Source organism: Chryseobacterium sp. YR221 (assembly GCF_900176315.1).
GTDB classification, from domain to species: domain Bacteria; phylum Bacteroidota; class Bacteroidia; order Flavobacteriales; family Weeksellaceae; genus Chryseobacterium; species Chryseobacterium rhizosphaerae.
Genome location: NZ_FWXM01000001.1, coordinates 280,118 through 296,548 on the forward strand (window position 1 = coordinate 280,118; position 16,431 = coordinate 296,548).

At 34.0% G+C, this 16,431-nt stretch carries 19 protein-coding genes; 18 read left to right on the top strand and 1 reads right to left on the bottom strand.

The features are described from left to right. The 9 genes from B8967_RS01310 to B8967_RS01355 all read left to right on the top strand — a co-directional run bounded on the left by B8967_RS01310 (position 1) and on the right by B8967_RS01355 (position 6,533). On the top strand, positions 1–558 hold the full coding sequence (locus B8967_RS01310) for a DUF6705 family protein (protein WP_084084003.1): 558 nt from the start codon (positions 1–3) through the stop codon (positions 556–558). 4 nt (positions 559–562) lie between these two features. Then, a complete protein-coding gene (locus B8967_RS01315) occupies positions 563–1,051 on the top strand; it encodes a hypothetical protein (protein ID WP_084084005.1) in 489 nt (162 codons plus the stop codon). A gap of 408 nt (positions 1,052–1,459) precedes the next feature. Then, on the top strand, positions 1,460–2,128 hold the full coding sequence (locus B8967_RS01325) for an ABC transporter ATP-binding protein (RefSeq protein ID WP_047495625.1): 669 nt from the start codon (positions 1,460–1,462) through the stop codon (positions 2,126–2,128). Between the two features lie 14 nt (positions 2,129–2,142). Beyond that, entirely contained in the window at positions 2,143–2,721 is a 579-nt protein-coding gene (locus tag B8967_RS01330) for a murein L,D-transpeptidase catalytic domain-containing protein (protein ID WP_084084009.1), read from the top strand. Between the two features lie 36 nt (positions 2,722–2,757). Beyond that, positions 2,758–3,435, top strand: a complete 678-nt coding sequence (gene radC, locus B8967_RS01335; RefSeq protein WP_084084011.1) for a RadC family protein — start codon at positions 2,758–2,760, stop codon at positions 3,433–3,435. Beyond that, positions 3,432–4,343, top strand: coding sequence for a hypothetical protein (locus tag B8967_RS01340; protein ID WP_084084013.1), 912 nt, complete (start codon positions 3,432–3,434; stop codon positions 4,341–4,343). Before radC ends, B8967_RS01340 begins: the two co-directional genes overlap by 4 nt. Before the next feature lie 114 nt (positions 4,344–4,457). Then, positions 4,458–5,354 carry a phytanoyl-CoA dioxygenase family protein gene (locus B8967_RS01345; protein ID WP_228405966.1) on the top strand — a complete coding sequence of 299 codons (897 nt, stop codon included), beginning with the start codon at positions 4,458–4,460 and terminating at the stop codon, positions 5,352–5,354. 36 nt (positions 5,355–5,390) lie between these two features. Beyond that, positions 5,391–5,903 (top strand): DUF7935 family protein, encoded by a 513-nt coding sequence (locus B8967_RS01350; RefSeq protein WP_047495611.1) that lies wholly within the window; start codon positions 5,391–5,393, stop codon positions 5,901–5,903. An 18-nt stretch (positions 5,904–5,921) separates the two neighbouring features. Further along, the gene (locus tag B8967_RS01355) at positions 5,922–6,533 is read left to right on the top strand and encodes an inorganic pyrophosphatase (protein ID WP_047495607.1); all 612 of its coding nucleotides are present in this window, start codon (positions 5,922–5,924) and stop codon (positions 6,531–6,533) included. Between the two features lie 181 nt (positions 6,534–6,714). Here B8967_RS01355 and B8967_RS01360 read toward each other — a convergent pair whose 3' ends face one another. Beyond that, positions 6,715–7,362 (bottom strand): DUF1349 domain-containing protein, encoded by a 648-nt coding sequence (locus B8967_RS01360; RefSeq protein WP_084084017.1) that lies wholly within the window; start codon positions 7,360–7,362, stop codon positions 6,715–6,717. 89 nt (positions 7,363–7,451) lie between these two features. On the opposite strand from B8967_RS01360, the gene B8967_RS01365 reads away from it, so the two are divergent. The 9 genes from B8967_RS01365 (at position 7,452) to B8967_RS01405 (ending at position 16,381) form a co-directional block, all read left to right on the top strand. Then, entirely contained in the window at positions 7,452–8,189 is a 738-nt protein-coding gene (locus B8967_RS01365) for a response regulator transcription factor (RefSeq protein ID WP_084084019.1), read from the top strand. Positions 8,190–8,277: 88 nt separating this feature from the next. After that, positions 8,278–8,634: a helix-turn-helix domain-containing protein gene (locus B8967_RS01370; RefSeq protein WP_047495598.1), complete on the top strand. Its 357-nt coding sequence runs from the start codon at positions 8,278–8,280 to the stop codon at positions 8,632–8,634. 436 nt (positions 8,635–9,070) lie between these two features. After that, complete coding sequence (locus tag B8967_RS01375) at positions 9,071–10,327, top strand: aminotransferase class I/II-fold pyridoxal phosphate-dependent enzyme (RefSeq protein WP_047495595.1); 1,257 nt, start codon at positions 9,071–9,073, stop codon at positions 10,325–10,327. A gap of 6 nt (positions 10,328–10,333) precedes the next feature. Continuing rightward, on the top strand, positions 10,334–10,966 hold the full coding sequence (locus B8967_RS01380; RefSeq protein ID WP_047495592.1) for a TetR/AcrR family transcriptional regulator: 633 nt from the start codon (positions 10,334–10,336) through the stop codon (positions 10,964–10,966). A 98-nt stretch (positions 10,967–11,064) separates the two neighbouring features. Continuing rightward, positions 11,065–12,150 (top strand): DNA polymerase III subunit gamma/tau, encoded by a 1,086-nt coding sequence (gene dnaX, locus B8967_RS01385; protein ID WP_084084021.1) that lies wholly within the window; start codon positions 11,065–11,067, stop codon positions 12,148–12,150. Positions 12,151–12,182: 32 nt separating this feature from the next. Continuing rightward, positions 12,183–12,764: a hypothetical protein gene (locus B8967_RS22635; RefSeq protein WP_228405968.1), complete on the top strand. Its 582-nt coding sequence runs from the start codon at positions 12,183–12,185 to the stop codon at positions 12,762–12,764. 391 nt (positions 12,765–13,155) lie between these two features. Further along, positions 13,156–14,238: a chorismate mutase gene (locus B8967_RS01395; RefSeq protein WP_047495586.1), complete on the top strand. Its 1,083-nt coding sequence runs from the start codon at positions 13,156–13,158 to the stop codon at positions 14,236–14,238. 192 nt (positions 14,239–14,430) lie between these two features. After that, positions 14,431–15,357: a ribosome small subunit-dependent GTPase A gene (rsgA, locus tag B8967_RS01400; protein ID WP_047495583.1), complete on the top strand. Its 927-nt coding sequence runs from the start codon at positions 14,431–14,433 to the stop codon at positions 15,355–15,357. Between the two features lie 607 nt (positions 15,358–15,964). Beyond that, positions 15,965–16,381 carry a nucleoside-diphosphate kinase gene (locus B8967_RS01405; RefSeq protein WP_034687444.1) on the top strand — a complete coding sequence of 139 codons (417 nt, stop codon included), beginning with the start codon at positions 15,965–15,967 and terminating at the stop codon, positions 16,379–16,381. Positions 16,382–16,431: the final 50 nt, after the last annotated feature.

Genomic DNA, 16,431 nt, shown 5'->3' on the forward strand with positions numbered 1-16,431 from the left:
ATGAAAAATTTATTTCTATTTATATTCTTTAGTGTGAGCATATTTTTTAAGGCTCAACAGATATATTCATTAAGACCATCTGAAATTGATCTTCCAGAGAATTCTTATCAAAAAGATACAAATAATGAGCTTCCTTATTATGAAGGAACATGGAAAGGAATATGGGATAATAAAATTATTTATGTAACTTTTAAAAAACTATCCAATAAATATGATAATAATTTTAAGCATTATAAGGATTATTTAATTGGAAAGTTCAAAGTATTAGATAATAATGGAAGTATTCTATTTGACAATACCAGTTTAACAGATGATAATGCAAAAATAAATGGTGTGAGCTTTAGAAAGTATGGAGACAAGTATTCTCTTATTTATGTTGATCCAGACCTTTGTAATACTTCAGGAGGGATAGCAATTAATTTTATAGATTCCTCTAAAACACAGCTTAATTGGAAGCTTACTCTTGGAAGTAATATGATTACAACAGATTGCCAATATTATAATACAACTCCATTTCCTCAGGCTCTACCTAAAGAAATTATATTGACAAAACAATAATAACATGTGTAGAAAAGTCTTATTTTTAATTTATTTTACTTTTTATAATTATTGCTTTTCTCAAAATCAATTTGAAAAAATAGAACTTAGCCATTCAAATTCGATAATAATTGGTAGTGGTATAAACATTATTATCGAACCGATTAAAATAGGAAGGCATAGAATGAAAATAACGGTTGAAAGCAAAAAAGACAAGTACACCCGAAACCTTTCAAAGAAAGAATATAAAGCTATTGATCATGCTATTTTGAAAATTAATCCAAAAGCTTTATATGACATTTCAGATAATGGTAAAGACACTTTAACAATTAATTGCATGGATGGTTTTAGTACTGTTATGACTATCTTTAAAAATAATAGTAAAAAAGAAACTTATTTTGTTAATTGTTTATCTAAAATGGATAAGTATACAAGTAAAAGAAAAAATTTCTGGCACGCAACAAAGCTAATCTTTAAGGCCGGAAATGTAAAAGCAAAAGAACTAGAGGACTAGATAATAGAAATTTGCTTTGGTTTATTTTAATCCAGATCTTTGTAATACTTCAGGAGGGATAGCAATTAATTTTACAGATTCCTCTAAAATACAGCTTAATTGGAAGCTTACTCTTGGAAGTAATATGATTACAACAGATTGTCAGTATTATAATACAACTCCATTTCCTCAGGCTCTACCTAAAGAAATTGTATTGACAAAACAATAATAAAGCCTCTTCGGAGGCTCTATCATGAAAACAGAAAATAAAATAGTTCATTTCTCAAGCGTGGAAAAGTCAAACATATCCCTTTGAAAATTGAGTAATATAATGCTAGCCTCTCCAAAGCGGGAGGTTTTTTTGTTTTACGATCAATAATGTTGTAACAATTTGTTGTAAAATCAACAATATGTTACTATTTTTGAATCATGATTAAAGCAAGAAATATCCATAAGTCTTATGGGAATTTAGAAGTGTTGAAAGGAGTTGATATTCACATCAAGATGGGAGAAGTTGTCTCTATTGTTGGGGAATCGGGAGCTGGTAAATCTACATTATTGCAGATTTTAGGAACATTGGATCATCCTACGGCTTCATCTAAATATGATACTGAAATTGCCATAGCTGGAGAATCGTTTATCAATATGAATGATAAACAGCTTTCTAAATTCAGAAACCAGAATATTGGTTTTGTATTTCAGTTTCATCAGCTTCTTCCCGAGTTTACTGCTTTGGAGAATGTTTTGCTTCCTACCAAAATTGCCGGAGCTAATGAAAAAGAAGCTCTTGATAAGGCACATGCTTTATTTGAAGACTTAAAGATAGAACAGAGACTGCACCATAAGCCCAATCAGCTTTCAGGTGGTGAAGCTCAAAGGGTAGCTGTAGCCAGAGCATTGATTAATTCTCCTAAGATTATTTTTGCGGATGAGCCAACAGGTAACCTGGATTCAAAAAATGCAGACGACCTTCATAGGCTGTTTTTTGATTTGAGAGATAAATATAATCAGACATTTGTTATTGTAACCCATAACCCGAATCTTGCTGAAATCACAGACCGTAAACTTGTCATGAAAGACGGAATGATTATAGAATAGCAGAGGCCAGCCAGATGATGAAACATTTTATTTTCCTTTTTATACTATTGATCTCCTGTTCAAAAGCTGAATCCCAGCAGTTGGATGTATCCGGAGTTCCTCAGTCTAAAATCTCTGAGATTAAAAGCTATCTCAAAGGGAAAAACTATAATCAGGAATTGGCTGTTTTTATAAATTTTAAAATACATTCCGGGAAATACCGTTACTTTATCTACGATTTAAAAAAAGATAGAATAGTACAAAAAGCAATTGTATCTCATGGTTCAGGTTCGGCTATTCCCCATTCAAGTACTTTGCAGTTTAGTAATATTGAAGGATCTTATCAGTCTTCATTAGGGAAATATGAAATTCGGGAAAGCTATGTTGGGAAATTCGGAAAAGCATACCGTTTAAAAGGGCTGGATACCACTAATAGCAATGCTATGCAAAGAGCAATTGTACTCCATTCTTATGGATGTGTTCCGGATAATGAATCTCAAAATCCGGCATGTCTGAGTCTTGGATGCCCAATGCTTTCTGCCAATGCATTTAATGAAACTGCAAAATATATTGATCAATCAGAGCAGCCCATCATTTTATATGCATTTTATTAATTTTATATATAAATCATAACCCATAAACTATCTCCCATGCCCATAAAGTTTCTTGCCGAGGATGACAGACCGAGAGAAAAGTTTTTACATAAAGGTAAGAACTCGCTTTCTGATTCTGAGCTGCTGGCTATCATAATGGGATGTGGAAGTAAAGAGGAAAGTGCTTTAGAACTGGGAAGAAAGATTTTGGCTTCTGTAGATAATAACTGGCATCAGCTGAGTCTGCTTTCTATTAAAGATTTAATGAAATTTAAAGGAATAGGGGAAGCTAAAGCCATTTCTATTGCTACTGCTTTAGAAATAGGGAGAAGAAGGGCAGGACAGGAGATTCCGGAAAAATCTACTATAGGAAATAGCAATGACGCTTACGTACTGCTTAAAAATCAGTTGTCCGATCTGAGAACTGAAGAATTTTGGGCTATTTTTCTTAACAACAGTAACAAAGTCATCCATATATCCCGGCTGACACAGGGAGGAATCAGCCAGTCTATTGTAGATGTAAGAATTCTTTTTAAAAAAGCATTGGATCATTTTTCAACAGGTATTATTATAGCACATAATCATCCTTCGGGAAGCTTAAAAGCAAGCAGGGAAGATATTAATATTACACAAAAAATAAAAGAAGCCGGAAAAACCCTAAATATCCAGCTTTTAGACCATATTATCATTACACAGGATTCATATTTTAGTTTTTCGGACACAGGATTATTATGATTAGAAGATTAAGATACAATGAAATTGATTTCGTAAAATATTCCCGATGTTTAGAAAAGTCTGAACAGAAGAAGTATTCTGCTACAAAGGATTTTTTAGATACCACTTCGGAAAAGCAATGGGAAATCTTAGTCTATAATGACTATGAGGCAGTAATGCCTGTTCCTTTTGTAAAAAAATATGGAATTAAAATTGTTCATAATCCTAAACTCTGTCAGCAATTAGGTGTTTTTTCTCCTAAAGATGATATACAGCTTAACGAGGCTTTTTTGCATTTTCTGGAAAAAAACTATTTGATCAGAGCTTACCCACTGAATGATTGTAACCAGCTTCAAACGAAGCTCCGATTGAAAAAAAACTTTTTGCTCTATCCTGATTCTTACGAAAAAGTATATGCACGGTATTCTCCAAAAAGAAAAAGAAAACTCAGATTGGATGATGAAGTGGTAAAGAATTCTGAAATTAAAACAATTAGCTATGAGGAAGCTAAACTCTTTATAGAAAATAATATGATAGGGTTGAGTAAGGAAAATGATCTTCCTGATTTCATGAGGATTTTTGAAGCTTCCTATCACTTGAATTATCTCAAATTTTCTGCCTTTTTTTATCACCATAAGATTATCAATATTATTGCAACTTATTCTGATTGCAATATGGTAGCACTTTTAGGAACATTTAATGATAAAGATTACGTGAAAATATCCGGTGCTTCGGCCCTGATTGATACCATTATCAGAGAAACTATTGAAACTCATATCTTTGATTTTGAAGGAGGGGAACTACCCAATATTGAAGAGTTCTTCAGAGGGTTCCGCCCGGAATTAAAACCTTATGCAATTATTGAAAATTCCAAAAAAGATCTTTTGAAGAAATTTGGGTATTTTTTAATAAGCGGTAAACTCTTGTAATATGATAAAAACCATTGTTTAGATTGGTTCTAATTAAGTATTATTCCCTAACTTTATAACATACTTATTCCAACAATTATGTTCCAGCAACTTCGCAATTATAAATTATCATATATGTTATATAACTTATTTAAAAAGAGTAAGTTAAAGCATAATATCCCATTGTATAAAAAATACGGAATTAAGAAGAGTTATTTTTCCAGTATTTCCAGCTCAGATTTTGCCCATCTCCCTGATACAGAAAGAAAAGCAGATAAAGATAAGCTTACTGCCACTCCTTTTTTTACTAAATTATCAGAAGATGCTAAAGAAAGTGCTCTTCAATATGATGATAACGGATATATGATCATCAGAAACTATCTAAGCCCGGAAACTGCCGATAAAATCAATCAGGAGATTGAAAACATGGTTAATGACGGTACTCTGAAGTTTAGATATGGAGGGAAACTGATGTTTGCGATTCATCATTCGGAAATTCTTAAAAATATAGGAAATGATAAGGACCTCACAGAATTCTTATCCGTACTATTAAATGGTAAAGCCAAGCTTTTCCAGAGTATAAATTTCATCAATGGAAGCCAGCAGAAAACCCATTCAGACAGTATTCATATGACTACTTATCCATTGGGAGGACTTCTGGGGGTATGGATTGCGTTGGAAGATGTAGATGAAAATAATGGAGCACTGCATTATATCCCCAAAAGTCAAAAGCTTCCTTACTTCCTGAATTCTGATTATGATAATGAAGGAACTGCTTTCAAAATAGGTAAAAAGAGCTATACAGCATATGAAGAATTCCTTGAGAATAAAGTGAAAGAACTGGGATTGAAAAAAGAAATTTTCAGAGCCAAAAAAGGAGATTTACTAATCTGGCATGCTAATATTCTCCATGGCGGGGAGCCTCATTTGGATAAAAACAGAACCAGAAAAAGTCTTGTTTATCATTTTTTTGATGAAAACAGCGTGTGTTATCATGAAGTTACACAAAGGCCTGCTTTATTTGAGTTATAGTTTCAGAAAATATTAGTAATTTTGCCACCTAAAATTATGGCTAATTTTTCAGAATATCTACCGTATGCATTTGCATTGATCATTGCGATTCCTTTCCTGGTATTGCTCAGACAGTTTGTACATTCGTATATTACCCTTAAAAATCAAGAAATCAAGCTGCTTTCGGTGAAGTCGAATACAGAAAATAAAGCACATTCTTATGAAAGGATGACTTTATTTCTTGAAAGGCTGAAACCTTCCAATCTTATTCAGAAATTTGATAAAGAGCTGGCTGTTCACGAATTCCTTTTCCTTACAGAGAAAACGATTAATGAAGAGTTTGAATACAATTCTTCACAGCAGCTGTATCTTTCGAAAAATTCATGGAAGAATATCGTAGATTCTAAAAATGCCGTAATAGAGCTGCTTCATAAAACTTACGAAGGATTGAATGGAAATGCTGATCTGAATGAGTTCAAGACTATTTTTATCATGAACTATATGGAGGACAATGACTATATTGCAGCGACAATAGAAGACTTGAGAAAAGAAATTTTAATAATAACTTAAAAAATAAGAGATAAAATAATGATTCCAAATTTTAAAGCACATCCATGGCACGGAATTTCTGCAGGAGAGGATGCACCGAATGTTGTTAATGTATTTGTGGAAATTGTTCCTTCAGATACAATTAAATATGAAGTAGATAAAGAAACAGGATACTTAAAAGTAGACAGACCACAGAAGTTTTCCAATATTATCCCGGCTTTGTATGGTTTTGTACCAAGAACATACTGTCATAATGAGGTAATGAAGCTTGCTATTGAAGCGGGAGCTGATGATGTAACAATGGGAGATCATGATCCACTTGATATTTGTGTATTAAGTTCTCATAATATCCATGCAGGAGGTTTATTGATGGAAGCTATTCCAATTGGAGGTTTCAAAATGATCGATGGAGGAGAAGCAGATGATAAAATTGTTGCCGTAATGATTAACGACCACGCATTCGGACATTTCAGAGATATTTCTGAATTACCGGAAGCTGAAGTTAAAAGATTGATGCACTATTTCCTAACCTATAAAAACTTACCGGATGAGCCTGCAAAATGCAGAATCCAGGAGGTATATGGTGCTGAACACGCAAGAAAAGTAATCAAGGCTTCTCAAGCTGATTACGCAGAAAAATTCGGAGGATAAAATTCTCTGATCCATAAAACTAAAAAGGATAAACAGTTTTCTGTTTATCCTTTTTTATGATAGGAAAGCCGTATAAGCTTTTTAATCTTGAATATAACAGCCGGGAAATTCTAAATAAAAAAAGCCCCCCAAAAAAGCGGGAGGCAAAAATTGACTGTATATTGAAGTGTAATTCAATCGGTTATTTATTGTTTTCAAGCCATTTCAGTCTACGTTCATCCGGCAGATGCTTAACCCTGAAATTTTCAAATGTAGCTGTAAACCCTTCACCATCGGGGCAGGCTGCCATCAAACCTACCATGACAGGTGTGTTGTCCTGAAGTGGGGCATTTCTCATCATGCTGTAATTTTTGTCATCAAAGGAGTAAAATATCTCAACAGCATCCAGTCTTCTTACAGCTTTTATCCAGATGGCTGAGGGAATTTTGTCTAATGTAATGACACTCCAGTCACTTTTACCGTGAGTAACAACGGTACTCAGATTGTATTTTCCGTCTACAAATTCTACACCGGCTTTGATGTAATGCTCTTTATCTGTCCGCAACATAAGGCCCATCTGATCAAATCTAGCTTTGTAATTACCCGTTATTTTTACTTTGGCTTCAAATTCACCTCCATAGAGATTATAGTAAAAAGGAGCGTCATCTACTGTAAATCCGTAATGTGAGACCCTCCAGTAATCACTTTGTGGTGTCACAAACATGGATATACTGTTGTTTTTGATCTCCCATTTTTCGGGTTCATTAAACCAGGTCATTTTTTCTAAGGTCTGAGCCGAAATCTTTTGGGTCAGAAATAGTGCGCAGAAACCTAATATCAATCTCTTCATTCTCTTTTTTAATAAGTTCTAAGGGTAAATTATTATTTTAGCAAAAGTATAATTAAAGAAGTATCATATCAATACTGAAAAATAACCATATGGAGATCCGGGAACAATTAAGTGATAAGCTGCTGGACAAGACCTCAAAGAAATGTTTACTGGACATTGAGATCTATAAGCAAAGAGCACAAATGTATTCGCAGATAGAAGGTGCAATAGGAGTACTAAGCGACATGCAGGCTGATAAAAGTTATATTTATAAATCAAAAACGGCCTTAGAACTGGGAATAAGTTTTCATATGGGTTCTGTAGAAATTGATTCCATTTGGGAAGAAGAGATGCTGAAGAAGATACATCCTGATGACAGGCTTAAAAAATATATCCATGAGCTCCGTTTTTTTAATTTATTAGATTCAATAGAACCTGAATTTCGTTCGGACTATGCTGTTTTGTCAAACATCAGGATGAAAGATAAAAACGAAGAATACAAGGCCGTAAAACATCGTATGTTTTATATATATTCACCGGATAATGGGAAGTTAAGATTTGCACTTTGTCTTTATAATATTGCTTTGAAACAGTCTTTAATGCCTGAATTTATGATTGTTAATACTGTGAAAGGGGAAATTATTGTTAAAGATAAACTGGATTATAAAAGTATACTGACCCACAGAGAACTGGAAGTTTTAAAATTTGTAGGAGAAGGATATAGCAGTAAACAAATTGCAGATTTGCTTTTTATCAGCGTAAATACGGTGAGCAGACACCGCCAGAATATCCTTGAAAAGCTGAAAGTGAATAATTCTACCCAGGCCTTTAAAGACAGTTTTTACTAACTATATATTCTTAAAATCCGAAAAGTTCACCATATTGTTTTAATTCTTATTTTTAAATTTATAATCTGAATTAATTTAAGAATAACAAATGATGAAAAGAAGCGAAGAAATTACAAGTCAGTATTTTGACTTTATAGATAAACATGTCCGGGATGTAATTGCCGGGAATGTTCCTGAGTTTATGGAACTGAATGAAATTGCAGGAAAACTTGCCATTTCACACACGCACCTTACAGATACCCTAAAAAAAGAAACCGGAAAACACCCATGCTATTTTTATGACGAAAAAATTATCATGGAAGCCAAGCTTATGCTGGCTAATTCTGGGAAGTCTGTTGCAGAGATTGCCCGTATTTTTACCTATGATCCGTCCAATTTTTCTAAATTTTTTAAAAAGAAGACTGGTGAAACACCGGGTAATTTTAGAGAATTTAATAAAAAATAATAATTTATTTTTATATAGAACCCTTTTTATAGGTGTTTACGTGTTTTGACTTCTCTATAAAGTGAGTTAATTATATTAGAATTATATAATAAATCACCATTTAATAAGCATTCAAAAGAGTACACAAAAAAATAATGTTGTATAAATGAGATAGTTGCAATTAACAACTATCTTTTTTGTTATTTATTTATTGATATTACTTTATCATTTTCTTTTTTTTAGTAAATTTAGGTTAGAAAAATTGATTGAATTAATTAGAACAGAATATACTAAGAGCCATGGAAACAGAAGAAATCTTGTTTCTGTGAAAATAAGACCAAACGGCTGTATCTTAATAATATTTTAATGTCTTACAGAAGGTGAGGACTCTTATAATAGTCATATATTTGTTTCTTAAATCACACACACAAACACACACACACAAACAACATTAAGGATGAGTATTGATTTTACAACGGCAACTTTTAAAGATTTTGAAAATATTCCGGATTATGATATTGCTCAAAGAGCCGAATATTTTTATGAATTCTTGGATCATATGAAATCTAGAGGACATATGAACTACAGACTGAAAAACACTTCAGGAACGAATGCAACCTTAAATATTGATATTGCAAACCAAAATAAGGAATATGTAAGTTTCGTTTCCAGTGATTATTTAGGATTTACACAGCATCCAAAAGTAAAACAGGCTGCTATTGAAGGGATTGAAAAATATGGAACCGGAACAGGAGCATCACCTCTTATCGGTGGATATTTTGATTATCATAATGCTATAGAAAAAAAAATTGCCGGCTTTTTTGGAAGAAAGGAAGAAGAAGTGATATTGTTCACTACCGGCTATGCAGCTAATAGTGCTACTTTGCAGATTTTAATGCAGAAGGAAGATCTTGCTATTTTAGATATGGGGGTACATGCTAGTGTGCATGAAGGATGTGTTTTTACAAATAAAAAAACATTTCCCCATAACAATTTGGAAGCTTTGGAACATATTTTGAAGATATCTGAAAATACGTACCGTACAAAACTTGTTATAGTAGATGGAGTATACTCTCAAGAAGGAGATACTTCACGTGCTAAAGAAATACATGCTCTTGTAAAAAAATACAATGCCTATCTCATGGTAGATGACGCCCATGGTGTCGGAGTGATGGGAAAAACCGGAAGGGGAGCCCTTGAAGATGATGGTTTATTGGATAAAGTAGATTTTATAACAGGAACATCAAGTAAGACATTTGGTAACTTGGGAGGATATGTTATTGCGAACAAAAAAATAGCATCATTCCTTAAGTTCCAGTCTCGTCAGCATATTTTCTCAGTAACAGCACCCCCTTCTTCCTTCGGAATTTTAAAAGCAATTGATTTAGTTGATGAAGAACCATTCTGGAAAGATAAACTCTGGGATAACATTAATTATTTCAAAAATGGGCTTAATGATCTAGGGTTGGATACGGGAATTACTTGCTCAGCGATTATTCCGGTGAAAATAGGGGATCAGAGCAAAATGTGGGATATCGGAAGAATATTGCTTGAAGAAGGTGTTTATACAAACCCTATTATGTACCCTGCTGTAGCCAGAAAAGATGCCCGTATCAGAATGACTGTAACGGCGAGACACGAAAAAGAGCATCTTGACAAAACATTGAATGTTTTTGATGATATTAATAAAAAATTGCATATTGCAAAAAAATAATAAATTATGCCTAGAAAAGTAGTGCAAGGCCCCATTAGGGACAAAGAAAAAACAAAACAAAAACTGCTTGCAGCAGTTGGGAAAATTTTGAGAGTAAAAGGCTATTCAGGTCTGAAAGTAAGTAAAATTGCAGCCGTAGCCGGATTTGATAAAAAGCTGATCTATGAGTACTTTGGAAGTACTGATAAGCTTATCGACGAGTATATTAAATCTCAGGATTATTGGAGTAAGTTCAGCCCGAATATAGAAGAAGAAGTACAGATTGGAAAAGGTAAAGAAGCTTTAACTCAGGGAATCCTAACGCAGTTTGAGAGCTTGAAGAAAAATAAGGAGTTGCAAAAAATTATTCTTTGGGAACTTTCCGAAAGTAAACCTATCCTTAAAAACATCTTAAAGCAAAGAGAAGAAGTAGGAGCCAATTTATTTGAAAATGTAACGGACCCTTATTTCGGAGAAAATGCGACGAGTATAAGAGCGATGCTGGCTTTGGTAGTGGCAGGTGTTTATTATCTAAACCTGTTCCCGGCCTATAACGGAACCGAATTCTGCGGTATTGATATGAGAACTGAAGAAGGAAGAGGAGAAGTTGAAAAAGTGATCGTTGAGATTATAGATCATTTTTACCAAACCAAAAAATGATGATTAAAAGTTTTCCGATTTGACCAGAAATAAAATTTTGTAGACAATTTGAAAACTTTTAATTTTCAAATTAAAACTATATTCCTTATTTTTGACCAATGGAAAATTTTATAGTATCTGCAAGAAAATATCGCCCCCAAGAGTTTGATACAGTTGTTGGGCAATCTCATATTACGGATACTTTAGAACACGCAATTGAAGAGAGCCAGTTGGCTCAGGCTTTGCTTTTTTGTGGACCTCGTGGTGTGGGTAAAACTACTTGTGCCAGAATTCTGGCGAGAAAGATCAATGAAAAAGACGGCTCAGTCTCAGAAGATGGCTTTGCTTATAACATCTATGAATTGGATGCAGCATCCAATAACTCTGTAGATGATATCAGAGAACTTATTGATCAGGTACGTTTTGCCCCTCAAGTAGGAAAGTATAAAGTGTATATCATCGACGAGGTACACATGTTGTCCTCTGCTGCTTTCAATGCTTTCCTGAAAACACTTGAAGAACCGCCGGCACATGCTATTTTTATTTTGGCGACTACTGAAAAGCACAAAATAATTCCTACCATTTTATCGCGATGTCAGATTTATGACTTCAAGAGAATTGTTATTGAAGATATTCAGAATCATCTAAGGGGTATTGCTCAAAAAGAAAATATCCAGTATGAGGATGATGCTCTTTATATGATTGCCCAGAAGGCTGACGGTGCTTTAAGAGATGCATTATCTATTTTTGACAGGCTCTCCACATTTTCCCAGAAGAATATTACGCTGGCTAAGGCTGCTGAAGTTCTCAATATCTTAGATTATGACCAGTACCTTAATATAGTAGACCTGGCCAAAGAGAATAAAATTCCGGAAGTCCTGTTCGCATTTAATGAAATTGTAAAGAAAGGATTTGATCCTCACATTTTTATTGCGGGCTTAGGAAATCATTTCAGAGATCTTATGATGGCCCAGAATACGGCCACTTTAGAACTTATTGAAGTGGGAGAGAAGACGAAGGTCAAGTTTGTAGAACAGAGTCAGAAATGGAATGCCCAGCAATTGATTGATGCTGTTGAGATTTGTAATCACGCAGATATCAATTATAAAAATTCTAAAAACCCAAGACTTACGGTTGAAATTGCATTAATGCAGCTGGCTTCTCTGACAGCTAATTTAGGTGATACTAAAAAAAAAAGTTCTTAATACTGGCGCCATTTCTCAGTGAGAAGCAGGAAGTGAAATTACCTGCAAAGGCTCCGGAGAAAAAAGAATTACCTGCACAACCCACAACTCCACAAGCTGATACAGTTCAGGAAACTGTTATTCAGAAAACCAATAAACCTTTATCGAGACCAGGAGGTTCTTCGGGCTTCAGTATCAATTCTTTTCTGAATAAAGAGGAGAAAGAAGTGGTAGAAGAAACCGTAATGGTGAAAACTGAAAAACTCCCGCAAAACCATTTTACGGAGACAGATCTGCAGGCAGAATGGATTCTTATGCTCAAGCAGCTGCAAAGAAAAGACGGTTTTATCTTTAATGCGGTAAAAACCTTTAAACTGGTAAAGGAAGAAGAGAATAAAATCAAAGTTTTATACCCTTCAGATTCTGCTAAAGTAGAATTTGATAAAATAAGCGGAGAATTTTTCAACCATTTCAGAAGCAAAGTTCACAATCATGCCATCGTCGTAGAATACCAGCGGGACGTTGAAAATCTGAAGATTGAGGTAGTCACGAAAAGAAAAATATTTGAAAAATTTATAGAAAAAAATCCACTTTTAAAAGATCTTGATGATTTAATGAAGTTTGATTTGACATAATTTTTATATATTTGTAAAATCATTTTGTGAAAAATCATTTTTTGACAAAAGCAAATAGTAACAAGAAACGCTAAAACAAGACATTTCCAGAACAAAAATGGAAAATTTATTTACAACATATCTGTCTTATTTTACACCCGCTAATTATTTTAGCGGTTATTTTAGCTTTTCTGCTTCTTATTATAGAAATTTCAGAACCTATTACCGATTTTACTGGTACTACTAACTGAATTTCTTTCCAAAAAATACAGGAGGAGTGAAGCCCTTTTATTCTCCTGATTCCTTTAAAAAATTTTGAACGGCATTTTTTGAAAAGAATTATAAAGTAATTTTATAATGAAAGGGGCCGTGCTGTGAACTTTAGAATAAATAACAACAATAAATTTAGAATATGAACCTAAAAGATTTAAAAAGCGAGTGGATTAGCGGGCTTACGCAACCTCTAATGATCGCAGGACCGTGTAGTGCAGAAAGTGAAGCTCAAATGCTTGAAACGGCTAAAAGAATTAAAGAATCAAATGCTCAGGTATCTGTTTTCCGTGCAGGAATCTGGAAACCTCGTACCAAACCTAATGGTTTTGAAGGAGTAGGAGTAATTGGTTTAAACTGGTTAAAAAAAGTAAAAGAAGAATACGGTTTTAAAACTGCTACGGAAGTTGCGAATGCACATCACGTGTTTGCCGCTTTGGAAGCAGATGTAGATGTTCTTTGGATTGGGGCGCGTTCTACGGTAAACCCTTTTACGGTGCAGGAAATTGCTATGGCTTTAAGGGGTACAGACAAGCCTGTATTCGTTAAAAATCCAGTGAATCCTGATTTAGCTTTATGGATTGGGGCATTAGAAAGACTTTTAGGTCAGGATATTAAAAATCTTGGAGTAATTCACAGAGGATTTTCCACTTACCAGAAAACAAAATACAGGAATAACCCAAATTGGCAGATTGCTTTGGATTTCAAAAGTCAGTTCCCGGACATTCCAATGCTGATTGACCCTTCTCATATCTGTGGAAACAGAACAGGATTAGCTGATATCACGCAGGAAGCGCTTAACGTAGGATACCAGGGAGCTATTATTGAGAGCCACTGTAATCCTGATGAAGCATGGAGTGATGCAGCTCAGCAGATTACCCCTGAAGTACTGGCAGAACTTATCGGAAACTTAAAAGTAAGAAGCTCAAACCTGGCAGGATTTGAAGGTGAAATGGGAAGACACAGAACTCTAATTTCTGATCTTGACTTCCAGTTAATAGAACTTCTTTCTCAAAGAATGAAGATCTCAGAAAAAATTGGAAAACTTAAAAAGGAAAATGATATTGCGATCTTCCAGCCTGAGCGTTGGAAAGTAATTACTGAATATGCTAATCAAAAAGCTAAAGAAACAGGAATGTCTAACGAGTTTATCGAAAAGGTATTCAAGGCAATCCATGAAGAATCTATTGAGGTGCAGAATAATATCATGATTGATAGAGCATAAAATGAAAGGACTTAAGACAGGAGGATTTGAACTGAAAAGCTCAGAAACTCTATGAATTGAATTCTGACAATACTAAATAAAGGGCTTAGAGCTTAGGGAGTAGCGACTGAAACATTGGTTTTAACCTATTTCCTAAACCCTAAGCCCTACTTTCTATCTCTTAATTTCTTATATTTGCACCTAGTATTATCTATGAAAGGAAAAATCATTAAATCTACAGGAAGTTGGTACCAGGTTTTGGAACTGGAAACAAATAAAATTTTCGAGGCCAGAATCCGGGGGAAGTTCAAATTAATAAAAACAAGGCTTACCAATCCGCTTGCAGTAGGAGATTTTGTTGAATTTCAATTAGAGCAGGATGATATAGCGTGGATTACTAAGATAGAACCCCGCAGAAATTACCTGATCAGAAAATCAGTAAACCTTTCAAAAGAAGCGCATATCATTGCTTCCAATATTGATACGGCATGTTTTATTTTTACCTTGAAACACCCAGAAACATCACTTGGCTTCCTGGATCGTTTTTTAGCATGTTGCGAAGCTTACAATATCACTCCTTTACTCTTATTCAATAAAATTGATGTCCTGCATGAGGAGGAAATTGAAATTGTAAAAGATATTGAATTCCTTTATCAGGAGATAGGGTATGAGACATTAGAAATTTCTTCTTACTCCCGTTTGAACCTGGATCAGCTTCAGGAACTCCTTCATGATAAAACTTCAGTATTCTTCGGTCATTCAGGATGTGGGAAATCTACTCTGGTAAATGCGCTACAGCCTGGACTTAATTTAAAAACTTCTGAAATTTCAGATACCCACCTAAAAGGAAAACATACAACAACCTTTGCCCAGATGCACTTTTGGGATTTCGGAGGTAATGTGATCGATACACCTGGGGTACGTGAGTTTGCTATGATTGATATCGAAAAGGAAGAAGTTCAGCATTATTTTCCTGAAATTTTCAAGAAAAGAGAAGAATGTAAATTCCATAACTGTCTTCATATTAATGAGCCAAAATGTGCGGTTTTAGACGCTCTGGAGACCGGAGAGATTCAACATTCCCGTTATGCTACCTACATTAAGCTTATGGATGAAGCAGAAGAAGCTTCTCAAAAATAATCACTTGTTTCTCCTTTCCCATTAAAATATCGGATCAGTATAAATTGACCCGGAAATAATTTATGTCAAACATAGAAAACAGGCTAGGAAATCATATTAAAAAAATAGCCTATACATTTCGGGGGTTTATTTTTAATTAAAATTTTTCCCAGGAAAATATTCCGACTGATTTTTTCTGCCCTTAAAAAAACTATTTTTACAATAACTCTACTTTTTGACATTCAAAATATAGGGCGTAATGTCATATTTTTGATCGATATGGGTCCTCCCAATAAGGCCCTCAAAAAAAAATCAAAAAAAATCATTATTTCATTGATTGAAATAGAAGCAATAACGTATAAATATGATTTTATATGGTTTTTAATTTTACGAAATCAGCAATGAAAGTGTTGATTTTTTGCAAATAAAAAACCCAGCCGAAGCTGGGTAAAAACTAATAACCATGAAAACTCAAATTAAACATGAGAATCGCAATAGAATAAACAATTACTGTGCCAAAGTTTAGTTCACGATTTCTTAATAAAAGTTATTTTTATGTTAAAAAAAAATTAAAATAAAAATCAAAGATATTTTTTGTAATTTTGCGGCATTAAAAAAATATACATTTATGTCTAACATTACATTCACTATGATTAAGCCTGATGCAGTTGCTGACGGACATATCGGTGCTATATTAGGTAAGATTGCAGAAGGAGGTTTTAAAATCAAAGCTTTAAAATTAACTCAGCTTACAGTAGCTGATGCTAAAAAATTCTACGAAGTACATGCTGAAAGACCATTTTATGGAGAATTGGTAGAATTCATGAGTTCAGGTCCTATCGTAGCTGCTGTTTTAGAAAAAGACAACGCAGTTGAAGACTTCAGAACATTGATTGGTGCTACAAACCCAGCAGAAGCTGCAGAAGGTACAATCAGAAAAATGTTTGCAAGAAGCATTGGTGAAAACGCTGTTCACGGATCAGATTCTGACGAGAACGCTCTTATTGAAGCTCAATTCCATTTTTCAGGAAGAGAGATTTTCTAGGAAACTACCTTACAAAATAAAAAATCCGGAGAATTTCTCCGGATTTTGTT

Bases quoted from the DNA above. Each gene is read 5' to 3' on its own strand.
- B8967_RS01310 (WP_084084003.1), top strand. From the start codon at position 1: ATGAAAAATTTATTTCTATTTATATTCTTTAGTGTGAGCATATTTTTT.
- B8967_RS01315 (WP_084084005.1), top strand. From the start codon at position 563: ATGTGTAGAAAAGTCTTATTTTTAATTTATTTTACTTTTTATAATTAT.
- B8967_RS01325 (WP_047495625.1), top strand. From the start codon at position 1,460: ATGATTAAAGCAAGAAATATCCATAAGTCTTATGGGAATTTAGAAGTG.
- B8967_RS01330 (WP_084084009.1), top strand. From the start codon at position 2,143: ATGATGAAACATTTTATTTTCCTTTTTATACTATTGATCTCCTGTTCA.
- radC (WP_084084011.1), top strand. From the start codon at position 2,758: ATGCCCATAAAGTTTCTTGCCGAGGATGACAGACCGAGAGAAAAGTTT.
- B8967_RS01340 (WP_084084013.1), top strand. From the start codon at position 3,432: ATGATTAGAAGATTAAGATACAATGAAATTGATTTCGTAAAATATTCC.
- B8967_RS01345 (WP_228405966.1), top strand. From the start codon at position 4,458: ATGTTATATAACTTATTTAAAAAGAGTAAGTTAAAGCATAATATCCCA.
- B8967_RS01350 (WP_047495611.1), top strand. From the start codon at position 5,391: ATGGCTAATTTTTCAGAATATCTACCGTATGCATTTGCATTGATCATT.
- B8967_RS01355 (WP_047495607.1), top strand. From the start codon at position 5,922: ATGATTCCAAATTTTAAAGCACATCCATGGCACGGAATTTCTGCAGGA.
- B8967_RS01360 (WP_084084017.1), bottom strand. From the start codon at position 7,362: ATGAAGAGATTGATATTAGGTTTCTGCGCACTATTTCTGACCCAAAAG.
- B8967_RS01365 (WP_084084019.1), top strand. From the start codon at position 7,452: ATGGAGATCCGGGAACAATTAAGTGATAAGCTGCTGGACAAGACCTCA.
- B8967_RS01370 (WP_047495598.1), top strand. From the start codon at position 8,278: ATGATGAAAAGAAGCGAAGAAATTACAAGTCAGTATTTTGACTTTATA.
- B8967_RS01375 (WP_047495595.1), top strand. From the start codon at position 9,071: ATGAGTATTGATTTTACAACGGCAACTTTTAAAGATTTTGAAAATATT.
- B8967_RS01380 (WP_047495592.1), top strand. From the start codon at position 10,334: ATGCCTAGAAAAGTAGTGCAAGGCCCCATTAGGGACAAAGAAAAAACA.
- dnaX (WP_084084021.1), top strand. From the start codon at position 11,065: ATGGAAAATTTTATAGTATCTGCAAGAAAATATCGCCCCCAAGAGTTT.
- B8967_RS01395 (WP_047495586.1), top strand. From the start codon at position 13,156: ATGAACCTAAAAGATTTAAAAAGCGAGTGGATTAGCGGGCTTACGCAA.
- rsgA (WP_047495583.1), top strand. From the start codon at position 14,431: ATGAAAGGAAAAATCATTAAATCTACAGGAAGTTGGTACCAGGTTTTG.
- B8967_RS01405 (WP_034687444.1), top strand. From the start codon at position 15,965: ATGTCTAACATTACATTCACTATGATTAAGCCTGATGCAGTTGCTGAC.